10 protein-coding genes and 1 riboswitch are annotated in these 13703 nt (G+C 74.1%); of the genes, 6 read left to right on the top strand and 4 right to left on the bottom strand.

The window, feature by feature from the left end; all coding sequences use genetic code 11:
* The first annotated feature begins 107 nt into the window (after positions 1-107).
* From KJS59_RS04545 to KJS59_RS04535, 3 genes are all read left to right on the top strand, one after another.
* Complete coding sequence (locus KJS59_RS04545) at positions 108-743, top strand: pyridoxamine 5'-phosphate oxidase family protein (protein WP_376771120.1); 636 nt, start codon at positions 108-110, stop codon at positions 741-743.
* A 168-nt stretch (positions 744-911) separates the two neighbouring features.
* Complete coding sequence (locus tag KJS59_RS04540) at positions 912-2459, top strand: S1 family peptidase (RefSeq protein ID WP_213451003.1); 1548 nt, start codon at positions 912-914, stop codon at positions 2457-2459.
* A 252-nt stretch (positions 2460-2711) separates the two neighbouring features.
* Positions 2712-5222, top strand: a complete 2511-nt coding sequence (locus tag KJS59_RS04535; RefSeq protein WP_213451002.1) for a DNA translocase FtsK — start codon at positions 2712-2714, stop codon at positions 5220-5222.
* A gap of 54 nt (positions 5223-5276) precedes the next feature.
* Here KJS59_RS04535 and KJS59_RS04530 read toward each other — a convergent pair whose 3' ends face one another.
* Positions 5277-5855 carry a hypothetical protein gene (locus tag KJS59_RS04530; protein WP_213451001.1) on the bottom strand — a complete coding sequence of 193 codons (579 nt, stop codon included), beginning with the start codon at positions 5853-5855 and terminating at the stop codon, positions 5277-5279.
* 111 nt (positions 5856-5966) lie between these two features.
* On the opposite strand from KJS59_RS04530, the gene KJS59_RS04525 reads away from it, so the two are divergent.
* The 3 genes from KJS59_RS04525 (at position 5967) to KJS59_RS04515 (ending at position 8840) form a co-directional block, all read left to right on the top strand.
* Positions 5967-7184 carry an NHL domain-containing protein gene (locus KJS59_RS04525; protein ID WP_213451000.1) on the top strand — a complete coding sequence of 406 codons (1218 nt, stop codon included), beginning with the start codon at positions 5967-5969 and terminating at the stop codon, positions 7182-7184.
* A 57-nt stretch (positions 7185-7241) separates the two neighbouring features.
* Entirely contained in the window at positions 7242-7676 is a 435-nt protein-coding gene (locus KJS59_RS04520; RefSeq protein WP_213450999.1) for a hypothetical protein, read from the top strand.
* 96 nt (positions 7677-7772) lie between these two features.
* On the top strand, positions 7773-8840 hold the full coding sequence (locus KJS59_RS04515; RefSeq protein WP_213450998.1) for a hypothetical protein: 1068 nt from the start codon (positions 7773-7775) through the stop codon (positions 8838-8840).
* 35 nt (positions 8841-8875) lie between these two features.
* Here KJS59_RS04515 and KJS59_RS04510 read toward each other — a convergent pair whose 3' ends face one another.
* From KJS59_RS04510 to KJS59_RS04500, 3 genes are all read right to left on the bottom strand, one after another.
* A complete protein-coding gene (locus KJS59_RS04510; RefSeq protein ID WP_213450997.1) occupies positions 8876-9190 on the bottom strand; it encodes a DMT family transporter in 315 nt (104 codons plus the stop codon).
* A gap of 118 nt (positions 9191-9308) precedes the next feature.
* Positions 9309-9375: riboswitch (guanidine-III (ykkC-III) riboswitch) on the bottom strand.
* 85 nt (positions 9376-9460) lie between these two features.
* Positions 9461-12247 carry a putative bifunctional diguanylate cyclase/phosphodiesterase gene (locus tag KJS59_RS04505; RefSeq protein WP_213450996.1) on the bottom strand — a complete coding sequence of 929 codons (2787 nt, stop codon included), beginning with the start codon at positions 12245-12247 and terminating at the stop codon, positions 9461-9463.
* 19 nt (positions 12248-12266) lie between these two features.
* Positions 12267-13691 carry an FIST signal transduction protein gene (locus KJS59_RS04500; RefSeq protein WP_213450995.1) on the bottom strand — a complete coding sequence of 475 codons (1425 nt, stop codon included), beginning with the start codon at positions 13689-13691 and terminating at the stop codon, positions 12267-12269.
* Positions 13692-13703: the final 12 nt, after the last annotated feature.

Genomic DNA, 13703 nt, shown 5'->3' with positions numbered 1-13703 from the left:
ACGCTCCGAGCGTCGGTAAGCGGGACGCGAGGGCGCGGCGGTTACCTCTAGGGTGTGGTTGGCCGCCCCGCGGCGGTCGACCGGGCGCTACGGGGAGGGAGACGCGCGTGACCGACGTGCACGAACTGGTGGAGATCACGTCCGAGACGCAGCTGCGGGAGCTGATCGGCGAGCCGATGCCGCGGGCCGTGTCCAAGGAACTGACCTTCCTCCACCCGCACCACCGCGCCTGGATCGAGGCCGCCCCGTTCTGCCTCATCGCCACCGCCGGCGCCGACGGCACGTGCGACGTGTCGCCGAAGGGTGACCCGGCCGGCTTCGCCCTCGTCCTCGACGACACGACCCTGGCCATCCCGGAGCGACCGGGCAACCGCCGCGCGGACGGGTACCTGAACATCCTCGGCAACCCGCACATCGGCCTGATCTTCTTCGTGCCCGGGCGCGAGGAGACCGTACGGGTCAACGGCCGGGCGCGACTGGTCAGCGACGCCCCGTTCTTCGACCGGATGATCGTCAAGGGGCACCGGCCGCGGTTGGCCGTCGTCGTCGACGTGGAGCAGGTGTTCTTCCACTGCGCCAAGGCGTTCAAGCGGTCGTCGCTGTGGAAGTCGGAGACGTGGCCCGACCCGGCGAGCCTGCCGCGCATGCCGCAGATTGTGAAGGACATCCAGGACACCCCGGAGACCCTCGCCGACCTGGAGCGCTACTACGGCGCCCAGTACGAGAAGCGGCTCTACGGCTGACGAGGTACGGCATCCGGCCCGGCGGGGTTCACCCGCCGGGCTGTGAGGTTGGCCATTTTCCGTACGCTCATCGATCCGTTCGTTCTGGCCGTACCCTCCCGCGGCGCCGCCACCGGCGCCGGGCCTCGCCGGCCGGCGAGGAGACCCGAGGGAGAGGCGGAAGAGTCGATGGATCGCAGACGCGTGATCGGGTCGGTCGTCGCGGTGGCCGCGCTCGGGGCGGCGGCGGCCGTGACCCTGCCGGCGCTGGCCACCACGCAGTCCGGTCCGCCCGGGGCCGGCGCCGGGGAGCCGCCGGCCGAGGTGCTGGCGGCGGTGGGCCGGGACCTGAAGCTGGCGCCGGAGGCCGCGCGGGCCCGGCTGAACCGGGAGCGCTGGGCGGGCCAGACCACGGCGGCGCTGCGCGGGGCGGTCGGGGCGAGCTACGCCGGGGCGTGGATGTCCGCGGACGGCTCCCAGCTCACGGTGGCGGTGACCACGGAGACGGCCGCGGCGAAGGTGCGGGCCGCCGGGGCGCAGGCGAAGATCGTGACGCTCAGCGGGACCGACCTGGACGCGGTCAAGGGCGACCTGGACGCGGGCCGCCGCCCCGCCGCCCGCGAACTCGCCGGCTGGTTCGTGAACGCCAGGGAGAACACCGTCACCGTCCTGGCGAAGCCGGGCCAGTCGGCCGCGGCGCGGCGGTTCGTGGCCGCGCAGGGGGTGCCGGCCGAGGCGGTGACGGTGGTCGAGGCGGCGGAGTCGCCGAGGCCGCTGTTCGACATCCGGGGCGGTGACCCGTTCATCATCGGCGGCCGGGCGCGCTGCTCGGTCGGGTTCGCGGTGACCACCGGCTTCGTCACGGCGGGGCACTGCGGGCGGGTGGGCGACACGACCACCGGCGCCAGCAACGCGCCGCAGGGCACGTTCACCGCCGCCACCTTCCCGGGGAGCGGGGACTTCGGCATCGTCCGGACCAACGCCGACTGGGTGCCGCTGCCGGTGGTGTTCGACTTCCAGGGCGGCACGCTGCCGGTGGCCGGGTCGACCGAGGCGCCGGTGGGGGCGTCGATCTGCCGGTCCGGGTCCACGACCGGGCTGCACTGCGGCGTGATCCAGGCCAAGAACGCCACCGTGAACTATCCCGAGGGGACGGTCACCGGGCTGACCAGGACGAACGTCTGCGCCGAGGCGGGCGACTCGGGCGGTTCCTGGATCTCCGGGGACCAGGCGCAGGGCGTCACCTCCGGCGGGTCCGGTGACTGCACGGTCGGCGGGACGACGTTCTTCCAGCCGGTCAACGAGATCCTGGCGGCGGGGAACCTGACCCTGGTCACCACCGGCGGTGGCGCGGAACCCGCCACGCCACCCGCCACGGCCCCGCCGGCGACCGCGGAGCCCACCCGGCCGCCGGCCGGCGCCGTCGACTGCACCACCCCAGACGTGACGGTGCGGGGCCGCCTGGACCGGGCCGGAGCCCGCGAGACGCAGCCGAACGGCCGGTTCTTCCGGGCCGCCGCCGGCACGCACACCGCCTGCCTGGACGGGCCGGCCGGTGCCACCTTCGACCTCGGCCTCCAGCGGTTCAGCCACGGCCAGTGGCGCACCGTCGCCCGCACGGCCGGTGCCGCCGCCGGCGAGACGCTGACCTTCGCCGGGCCGGCCGGCTTCTACCGGTACCGGGTGCATGCGGTCACCGGGTCGGGCGACTACACCCTGGCCTTCAGCGTCTCCTGAGCACTGCTCGCCCTCGGGAATGAGTCCCTGACCCGAGGGCCGTGTCGCCCTCCCGCCGCAGCGTCGATGGCGGGAGGGCGACCCGCTGTACCGGGCTTGACCACCGCGATCCGGTTCCTCGCCCGGCGGTGGTCACGGCGCTGATCGTGGCCTCCCGGGCGGGGTTCGGGGGTGGCGGCACCGCCGCAAGCGGAGGTTCGACACGGCGGCCAAAAGCGAGGGATCGTCACAGCACACCGCTACCGTGTGACCATGGCTGGCCGTACCTCGCAGGCGGGCCGGCGCCGCAGCGCGTCGGCGGCCCGGGGCTCGGCTGCCTCCCGCTCGCGGGCCACCAACACCCGCAGCCGGGCGCGCACGGCGCGCACGGCGCGGACCGCGCGCACCCGGCGGCGCACCGGCCCGGGCGCGCTGAGTACCGTCGGCGCCGGCCTCGGCGCCCTCTGGATGGGCCTGGCGCACGGCGTCGGCTGGGTCGTGCGCGGCGTGGGCCGACAGGCCGCCACCGCCCGGGATCTCGACCCGGAGCACCGCCGGGACGGCGCCGGCCTGCTCGTGCTGGGGCTGGCGATCCTGGTCGGGGTCGCGGTGTGGTTCTCCGGCGCCGGCCCGGTGGGGCAGTGGGTGGCCAGCGCGGTGCGGCTGTTCTTCGGCGCGATCGCGGCGGCGCTGCCGCTGCTGCTGCTGTTCGGCGCGGTCCGGCTGATGCGCGAGCCGGCCGAGGCGGCGCACCGCGGCCGCTCCGTGGTCGGCTGGACGGCGCTGGTGGTCTCCACCGCGAGCCTGCTGCACATCACCCGGCACCCGGTCGACGAGACCCAGCTCGACCACTCCGGCGGGCTCATCGGCGCCGGCGTGGGCGGCCTGTTGGAGCGGGCGGTCACCGGCTGGGTCGCCGCGCCGCTGCTGGTCCTGCTGCTGCTGTTCGGGCTGCTCGTGGTCACGGCCACGCCGATCAACGCGCTGCCCGAGAAGTTCGCCCTGCTGCGCGACTCGCTCCTCGGCCGCCCGCGCGCCGAGCCGGCCGCCGAGGAGGACGAGTTCGCCGACGAGGAGGAGCAGCAGCCGGCCGGGCGGCGCCGCCCGGCGCGCCGCCGGCAGGGCAGCCTCGCGACCGCCGCGGCGGAGGCGGCGCGTCTCGACGGGGGTGCGGAAGCCGGGGAGGAGATCGTCCACGACACGGTCCCGGTGCCGCGCCGGGGCCGGGTGCCGGCCACCCGCCGGCCGCCCGAGCCGCCCGAGCACAGCGCCCCACCCACCCGCGCCGAGCAGCTCGCGATCACCGGCTTCGGCGGCGACTATAAGCTGCCGCCGCCGAACCTGCTGCGCCCGGGCGCCGCCGCCAAGGCCCGCAGCCGCGCCAACGACGAGGTGATCGCCGCGCTCCAGGGCGTGTTCGAGCAGTTCGACGTGGACGCCGCGGTCACCGGCTTCACCCGCGGGCCGACGGTCACCCGGTACGAGGTGGAGCTGGGGCACGGTGTCAAGGTCGAGCGGATCACGCAGCTGTCCCGGAACATCGCGTACGCGGTGAAGTCGGCGGACGTGCGGATCCTCAGCCCGATCCCGGGCAAGAGCGCGGTCGGTGTGGAGATCCCGAACACCGATCCGGAGAACGTCTCCCTGGGCGACGTGCTCCGCTCGCGGGTCGCCACCTCCGACCACCATCCGATGCTGGTCGGGCTCGGCAAGGACATCGAGGGCGGCTTCGTCGCGGCGAACCTCGCCAAGATGCCGCACATCCTGATCGCCGGTGCGACCGGCGCGGGCAAGTCGTCCTGCCTCAACTCGCTGCTCGTCTCGATCCTGACCCGGGCCACGCCGGACGAGGTGCGTCTGCTGTTGATCGACCCGAAGCGGGTCGAGATGACCGGGTACGAGGGCATCCCGCACCTGGTCACGCCGATCGTCACCAACCCGAAGAAGGCCGCCGACGCGCTCGAGTGGGTCGTCCGCGAGATGGACATGCGCTACGACGACCTGGCCGCGAACGGCGTCCGGCACATCGATGACTTCAACCGCAAGGTGCGCGCGGGCCAGATCAAGGCGCCGCCGGACAGCGAGCGGGAGATCCGCCCGTACCCGTACCTGCTGGTGATCGTGGACGAGCTGGCCGACCTGATGATGGTGGCCCCGCGCGACGTGGAGGACTCGGTCGTGCGGATCACGCAGCTCGCCCGGGCGGCCGGCATCCACCTGGTCCTGGCCACGCAGCGCCCGTCCGTGGACGTGGTGACCGGTCTGATCAAGGCGAACGTGCCGTCCCGGCTGGCGTTCGCTACCTCGTCGCTCGCCGACAGCCGGGTGATCCTGGACCAGCCCGGCGCCGAGAAGTTGCTCGGCCGGGGCGACGGCCTGTTCCTGCCGATGGGCGCCTCCAAGCCGCAGCGCATCCAGGGCGCCTGGGTCACCGAGACCGAGATCAACGACGTGGTGGCGTTCTGCAAGAAGCAGCGCGAGCCCGAGTTCCGCGCGGACGTGACCGTCCCGCCGCCGGACGCCAAGAAGAAGGTCGACGAGGACATCGGCGACGACCTGGACCTGCTGCTCCAGGCGATCGAACTGGTGGTCACCTCGCAGTTCGGCTCCACCTCGATGCTCCAGCGCAAACTGCGGGTCGGCTTCGCCAAGGCCGGTCGGCTGATGGACCTGATGGAGACGCGCGGGATCGTCGGGCCGTCGGAGGGCTCGAAGGCGCGCGATGTCCTCGTCAAGCCCGACGAACTGGAGGAGGCGCTGGCCGCCCTGCGGGTGGACGACTAGCGCCGGCCGGCCCGCCGACCGCGGTTGCCTCCACAGTGGAGATACGGCCGGGTCTCACATCCGGCGCTTGTTGAGTTCCTGGAGGCGCTTCATCGTCTCCAGCCACTTGCGCGGGATCCCCATGTCGAAGTGTTCCGACCTGAGGACGGCGATCTTCAGCTCCCGGTCGGCCAGCAGGGCCCGGTACGCCGACCCGAGCTGGGTGAGGAACGCCTTCTCGCCGAGCCGCCGCGGCGCGTTCCGTTCGAGCTCCACGCTCCACCGCAGCATGCCCGTCGTGCGGATGCGGATCGAGCCGTCGGTCGAGACGCCCTCGCCCTGGACCTCGTTCAGGGCGGCGTCGTAGGCGCGGCGCCGCGAATCCTCCGGCGGCCGGGGGGCGTCGGCCTCGTCCGGCCCCAGTTCGAGCGCCTTCCGGTACGCCATCTGCCGGGCCCGCTGATAGCCGACCCAGGCCCCCTGACCGAGGCGGCCGAGCTGGTGAGCCAGGTCGCTTTCGTCGTACCGCTCGAACGTCCCCTGTCGGAACCAGATCTCCACGTCGGTGTAGTTGGAGATCCTGGCGTTGATGCACTTGTCCGGCGACGTGGCCGTAATCACCGCATTGCGGAAGTAGTCGTCGGTGGTTGGCATGCCTATCCCCCTCGGCGGGCGCTGCCGGGCGCCGTATGGGATACATGGTTCCACAGCGGCCGGTCTTTCGCGGGCCACCGTGTGCGGGATCGATGTGATACACAGAGTGCCATGACGGGGCTGCGGGCCAAGGCGCTACGAGTGCTTCCGGTGGTGCTGTTCGCCTTCGTTGGTGCGTTGCCTCCATCGATGCCGGCGCTCGCCGCGAGCACCGAGATCGTCGCGTTCGCCGGTTCGGGCGAGTCCGGATTCGCCGGCGATGGCGGTCCCGCGGCGCGGGCGCGGCTGAGCAGTCCGGTCGGGGTGACCGTGGGGCGCGACGGCACGGTGTTCATCGCCGACACCGGCAACCGGGTGGTGCGCGCGGTCGGGCCGGACGGTGTGATCCGGACGGTCGCCGGAACCGGCCCCGGCCAGCGGCCGGTCACCGCCCTGCCGCCCGGTGCGTCCCTGCCCGGTGCCGAGGTGACGCTGGCCGGCCCCACGGGCGTGGCCGCCGGGCCGGACGGCACCGTCTACATCGCTGACGGGGACGCGTTCCGGGTGCTGGCGCTCTCCCCGAAGGGCAAGCTGTCCACGTTTGCGGGTACCGGGGTGGCGGGCTTCTCCGGCGATGGCGGCCCCGCCGGCGAGGCGCAGATCGGCGGGGTGAAGGGCATCGCCGCCGGGCCGGACGGGACCGTCTACATCGGAGATCTGCGGAGCCGGCGGATCCGTGCCGTCGCTCCCGACGGGTCGATCCGCACGGTGATGGGCGGCGGCGGCGAGAACGCGGTGGGCGGCGGTCCGGCCACCACGGCGGGGCTGCCGTACGTGACCTCCCTCGCCGTGGACGGGCGCGGCGCGGTCTGGGTGTCCGGCACGGCGCTGCAACGGCTCGCGGACGGGCAGGTCGCCACCGTGACCTCGCCCGGTGCCGACCGGTGGGCGCTGGCGAGCGAGGCGACGCCGTTGCTGCCGAAGGACGCGATGCCGGGCGTCGCCGCGGTTGCCGCCAGCGGTGACGCGCTCTACGTCCTCGACGAGGGCGGCCTCCGGCGGCTGCGGCCCGACCAGGCGGTGGAGACCGTGGTGACGGCGGGCAAGCTGTCCGGTCCGGTGGCCGTGGCCGCCTCCGGTGCCGTCTACGTCGTCGACACGTCCGGCAACCGGCTGCACGTCGCGCGCCCGTCGACGGCGGGCAAGCCGGACAGTGACGGCCCGGCGGGCGGCGGGGGGCGGGACCGGTGGCCGGTCGTCGCCGGTGCGCTCGCCGCGCTGCTCGCCGTGGCGTTGGTAGTTTGGGCGATCCGCCGCCGTTCGGCTCGCGGGATCGCCGGGCAGGGCTGACGCCTCGGGCAACGGGCCCGGGGCGTCGCGGTCAGATAGGGGACATGGGGGGCAGCGATGGCTGATGTGACAGGTGGAGATCTCTACCACCTCTGGCGCGTCTCGGAGGTGCTGCTGCCGCGCGTCGCGGACGTCTACTACGACGCCAACCGGCTGATCGGCGGCGCGGCCGCCGGCAACGACGAGGACGGATTCGGATCGACGACGCCGGTCTACTCCGGGTCGAGCGCCACGTACAGCCCGACGGGATCCGCGTGGGCGGCGGTGCGGGACGAGTTGCAGTCGATGTACGCCGAGATCGGCACCACGATCCTGGACGCCGCCCAGGGCGTCCGGATGGCGCGGGAGGCGTACGCGGAGGCGGACACGGCCGCGGGCGAGGAGTTGAACGCGCTGCTGCGGGACCCGACGTGGCAGCCGAGCGATCCGGGCTCCAACCCCCCGGTGCCGGGCTCCGAGGACGACCCGGGCCAACCGATCCTGCCCAACTGACGGGCCGCTCTCGACACCGACGCGACCCGCGGTTCCGGCCACCCGGAGCCGCGACACCCAGCCACGACCGCCCGGCCCGGAGGAAAGCGAGCAGCCATGTCGACCCAAGTGGACACTCCGCCCGAACTGGCGGGTGGCACCTTTGAGAGCACCCTGCGCAGCCAGGCCGCCAAGTTGAAGGCGGAACTGATCAGGCAGACCCTGGCCGACGTCGAGTCCTGGGTCAAGGCGATGCAGCACGAGTACGAGCGGCTGCACCCGGACCGGCCGAACGACCGGGTCATCGCCGACGGCAGCGGCTGGGTGTACCGATCGGACCAGTACTCGAGCGGCGAGGCGAGGATCCCGGACTCGGAGATCGCGGCGTACGAGACCGCCATCCGCACCCAGTACTACGAGTGGGTGATTCCGGCGTTCGAGCGGTACCTCCTGCCCGATCCGGATGCCCTCAACCCCACGATCGACGCGCTGCGGACGATCGAGAGCTCGTTCGGCGGCAGCCAGGACGACGCCCAGAACTACCAGACGAGCAGGCTCGCGCTGACCCGGATCAACGACGTGCGCAGCGACATGGGCCACTGGGCGGGCGACTTCCAGGTCAACTTCATCGACAACTTCCTGACGCCCCTGCAGAACACGGTGGTCAACCAGGCGGCGGCGGCGAAGATGGCGCGGGAGGTGCTGGGGCTCAACAAGCTCGCCTACATCGCCCAGCGCAAGGCGATCCTCCAGCTGCTGGACTCCTCGATCAAGGCGCTCGGTGAGCTGTCGAAGGACAAGAGCCCGAGCGCGCACACCTGGGCCACCCTCATCGGCATCACCGCCGGCACCGTTCTCACCGGATTCGGGGTGACCGCCTGGGTCGGCATCGCACTGATCAGCGCCAGCACGATCGCGCAGGGGCTCAGCCCGGACCCCAAGACGGAGACCAACCTCGCCGCGCCGACGGCGCAGGAGATCGCCGTCAAGATCGCGGATGCGCTCTCGGCCCAGTCCAACGCCGTCCGCGAGGACGAGGACACCGTCATGGCCATGCTCAATACGTTGCAGTCGGGCATCAGCAATTCGCGTACCAAGCTCGGCGAGTTGGCCGTGCCGAAGCCGAACCTGGCCACGGCCACGCCCGCCGACGTCACCGGTGGGCACTTCCGCCCGGCCCACTGACGTCCGCCCGGCCCAGCCGGGCCGGGCGTCGCGGGTCAGGCGAACAGCTTCAGGCCGACCACCCCGGCCACGACCAGCAACAGGCACAGGATCCGCGGCCAGCTGGTCGATTCACCGAGGGCGAGCATGCCGACCAGCGCCGTGCCGACCGCGCCGATGCCCACCCACACGACGTAGCCGGTGCCGACCGGGATGCTGCGCAGCGCCCAGGCCAGCCCGGCCATGCTCGCGAGCAGGCCCGCCGCGAAGATGATCGACGGTACGGGGCGGCTGAACCCGGCGCTGCGGCCCAGCGCGACCGCCCAGACGGTTTCCAGCATTCCGGAGACGACGAGTACTACCCAGGCCATCACGATTCGCTTTCGCAGAGCCGTACAGGGAGAAGATCCCGCCACTCGGCTCGATTCGGGCCACCCGGGGCGTGGGCCCCGCCGCGCCTCGCGCGCTCGCGCCGACTCGGTGATCTTCTGTGCGTCGTCTTCGCCTGCCGGGTACGACACACCGCTCGTCCGGGACGGGCCACGCGGACCTGTCCCGAACGAGTATAGGGCGGTGCTGTTCGCCGGGGCCGGGGCCGCCACGGATCGGGGAGCGCTGCGACGGGTGGCGGTGGCGAGCCGTCACGGTGCCAGCAGCGGCTCCGGGGTGCGCAGGAGGGTGGCGGCCCGGTGCGCGGGCAGCGCCGGGGAGAGGAGATAGCCCTGGCCCCGGGTGCAGTTCAGCGCCCGCAGCTCCGCCCGCTGCCGCTCGGTCTCGATGCCCTCGGCGATCACGCCGACGCCGAGCGCGTCCGCGATGGCCAGCACGGCGCGGACCAGGCCCCGGTCGGTGCCGCCGCCGGTCATTCCGGCGACGAACGAGCGGTCGATCTTGAGGATGTCGATCGGGAACCACTTCAGGTAGGCGAGGCTGGAGTAGGAGGTGCCGAAGTCGTCCAGCGCGAAGCTGATCCCCGCCCCGCGCAGGGCCGCGGCCGACTCGGCCACGTCGTCGCGCAGGTAGCTGTGCTCGGTGACCTCGAGGCAGAGGTCGGTGGGGTGCACCCCCGCGGCGCGGATCGCGGCCAGCACGGTCGGCGCGAGGTGGGGCTGCTGGAGCTGAACCGGCGACAGGTTCACGCTCATCCGCAGGTCGTCCCGGCCGCTGGCGGAGCGCCAGTCGGCGAGCTGCCGACAGGCCCGCTCAAGCACCCACTGCCCGATGGGAATGATCGCGCCGGTCTCCTCGGCGAGCGGGATGAACACGTCCGGGGGAACCGGGCCGCGCTGCGGATGGGCCCAGCGCAGCAGGGCCTCGAAGGCGAGCACCCGGCCGGTCTCCAGGTCCCAGATGGGCTGGTAGGCCAGGGCGAGCTGGCGGCGTTCGAGAGCGCGCAGCAGGTCGGAGCGCAGGCCGAGGCGGTCCAGGGAGCGGTGCGAGGCGTCGTCGTCGAAGACCTGGATGAGGCCGGGGCCGCGGTCCTTGGCGGCGTACATGGCGGCGTCGGCGTCCCGGAGCATGTCGCTGGCGGTGGTGGCGCGCCGGGCGCCGACGACGCCGCCGACGCTGGCCGAGATCCGCACGCGCTCGCCGCCCAGGTGGAAGTCGGCGTCCAGGGCGCGGGCCACGCGCCGCCCGACCTGGGCCACGGCGGCCAGGTCGGCGACGCCGTCGAGGACCACCACGAACTCGTCGCCGCCGAACCGGCCGAGCAGGTCACCGGGGCGCAGGCTGCGGCGCAGCCGGGCGGCGACCTGCTTGAGCAGTTCGTCGCCGGCCTCGTGGCCCAGCCGGTCGTTGACCGCCTTGAACTTGTCCAGGTCACAGAAGAGCAGGCCGACCTGGCCGGGCTCGTCCCGGGCCAGGTCCGCGGCGAGGCGCTGGCCGACCAGGGTCCGGTTGGCCAGCCCGGTGAGCGGGTCGTGGGTGGCGCGCCGGCGCAGTTCGTCCTCCAGGCGCTTGCGCTGCTCCACCACCCGGGACGACAGCACGACCGCCTGCTGGCCGCCGGTCGCCTCGGTGGGCGGGGCGGGGCGCAGGGCGCTCTCCACCCACACCCACCGCTGGTCGCCGCCGCGCACCCGGTACTCGATGGTCCGGTCGCCGGGGTCGGCGGCGAGCGCGGCGGTGAGGGCCGCCTCGACCCGGTGCCGGTCGTGCGGGTGCACCAGTTCGGTGACCGGGCGGCCGAGCAGGCGGGACGGCGCCCGCCCCAGCTCCCGCTCGTGCGACGGGGACGCGTAGACCAGGCACCCGTCCGCGCCGACCATCGCGACCAGGTCGCTGATCGAGTCCGTGACCAGGCGCAGGGACGACTCGCTGCGCACCAGCGCCCGGTACAGCTCGGCGTTGGCCAGCGCGGCGGCCACGTGGTTGGCGAAGATCGTGACGATCTCGGCGAGGTCGGCGGCGAACGGGCGCAGCTGGTCCCGGGCGGCGTAGAGCAGCACGGCGGGGACGCCGTCGCGGGTCACGGGCACGCAGAGCAGGCTCTGCCCGGGCGCGGTGCACGCGGTGACCGCCCCGTCCCCCGGCGCCGGCGGGAGGCCGGCGCACGCGTAGGGCTGGCCGTGCCGGGCCGTCTCCCAGCCGGGCAGCTCCTCGACCGGGCGGGGCCAGTCGCCCGCCACCTCACCGGCGACGCCGCGCAGGTGGCCGCGGCCGTCCTCGATCACGACCAGCCAGGCGGCGTCGGCGGCGGTGAGCCGGCTCAGCAGCTCGGCGGCCTCGGCGAGCAGCGGCTCCAGGTCCAGGTGCCGGGCGAGCAGGTGGCCGGACTGGGCCAGTTGCTCCATCGCGATGGTCCGCTCGCGCTCCTCCACGGCCAGCCGCAGCCGGTCCGCCACCGAGCCGAGGACCTGGAGGTCGAGCTGGGTGAACGGGTCGCGGCCGCGGCGGCAGAGCAGCAGCAGATCGCAGAACCCGCGGCCGCCGTCCTCGGCGAGCGGGATCCACACCGAGGACTCCATGCCGAGCCGGGCCATCGGGGCCGGGGCGAAGGTGAGGTCCGCGCCGCCGTGCCGGGAGGCCATGCCGGGGGAGCGGAGGACGGCCGGCCCGGCGGTGGGCATCGGCCAGCCCTCCCGGAACGCCGGGTCGTCCTCGGGCAGGCCGCACGCGTTGCGGACCACCAGCCGGTCGTGCACCGGGCGCAGCAGGCAGGTCACGTCCGCGGAGAAGACGTCGGACAGCACGGTCAGGGTGAGGTCCATCAGCTCGTCGGGCGGGCACGGCTGGCCGATGACGGTGAGCACCCGGATCAGCCGGGTGGTGTCCCGGTACGCGTCGCGGACGGCGTCGGTGACCACGGCGAGCTGGCGCCGCAGCTCCGATACCGGGTTGCCGGCGAGCCCGCCGGGCGGGCCACCGGCTAACTCCTCGGCCGGCGGGGCGCCACCCGCACCCGGCCCGCCGGTGCCGCCTGACATTGCGCCTCCTATCGGCGGTCTACAGGGCGATCGCTGCCACGGTCGCGTTGTGGTAGCCGGCGACGCCCGTGGTGCGAGCGAACTCACCGTACGTGTAGAAGCCGAAGGTCGGCAGGGCGCCTGCCGCGGTCTGCAGCCGCCGGGCCTCCTCCGCGCCCCGCTCGCGCAGGATGTCCAGCCGGGCCACGCAGCTGAACACCAGCAGCACGGACGGCTCGTGCCGCCGGTGTGCGGCCGCCGGCGAGCCGGCCGAGCGGGCGACCACGCGGTCGGTGATGCCGAGCAGGTCGTCCTGGCCGCAGGTGACGATCTGCACGGCCGAGTACGGCGGCAGCGGGGTGAACGTGCGCAGCCGATCCGCGCCGTCCACGAACACCCCCCGGATCAGCTCGGTGCCGTCCGGCTCGATCAGGCCGAAAGCGTGCGCCGAGTGGTAGCCGGCGAACCGGGAGGTGCGCAGCTTCTCGTCGATCGGCTCGTGGTCGAAGTGCTCCCGCCAGATCTCCAGCGCCGGCCGGCCGGCGATCTCGTGCACCACCGAACCGTCCACCCGGGTCACCAGCAGTGGCAGGCTGACCGGGCGCCAGCCGTGCTCCACCGGCACGTCCAGCGGGTGCGGCGAGTTGATCCAGACCGCGACCGCGCCGTCGGCGAGGGCGGCGCCGTCGTGGAACACGAACGTCTCCGCGAGCCGCCGGTCGTCGCCCGCCGCCCCGCCGGCCACCGGTACCGCCGAGCCGGCCACCCGGTGCACGCCGTTGAGCAGCGTCTGCTGGTTGCCCGCCATGCCGTCGGCGAACAGCAGGACGGCCGAGTGCGGGGCCTCGCCCGGCTCGGCGGCGGCCCGGGCGGCCCGGGCGATCGACAGGCCGGCGCCGAACGCGTCGGCGCGCAGGCCGGTCGCGGAGGCGACCCCGAACCGGTACGGGCCGGCGCTGAGCGCCAGCACGGCCACGCCCTCCCCGGGCTCGGCGAGCGCGCCGTTGGCGAAGTGCCCGCTGCTGGTGGCGCCGACCAGCGGTGCCTCGCCGGTGATCGAGCGGACCCCCGCCAGCAGGTCCGCCAGCCGGTACCGGACCGAGGCGTACACCACGATCAACGCGGGCGTCCCGGTGCCGAGCGCGGCCAGGGCGGCCGCGGCGGCGGTGCGCCCCGCGGCGGTGGCGTCCGGCGCGGCGCTGGTACCCACGCCCGCCCGGCAACGCGCGGTGCCCCCGCCGGCGGCGGCGCTGCCCGCGTCGGTACGTCCGATGGTGACGCCAGCGGCAGCGGTGTGGCCGGCGGTGGTGCCGGCCGCGCCGTGGCTGATGCCGGCTGAGCCGGTGTTGGCGCTGCGGCCGGCGGCGGCGCTATGGCCGGCGGTAGCGCTGCGGCCGGCGGTGGCGAGCCCGGCCGAGCGCGGCCCGGCCGGCGCCGGGGCGTGCGGATCACGCTGGGTGAGCACGGCGTATCCTTG

Source organism: Rhizomonospora bruguierae (genome assembly GCF_018397995.1).
Taxonomy (GTDB): domain Bacteria; phylum Actinomycetota; class Actinomycetes; order Mycobacteriales; family Micromonosporaceae; genus Rhizomonospora; species Rhizomonospora bruguierae.
This window is presented reverse-complemented; position numbering and strand designations above follow the sequence as displayed.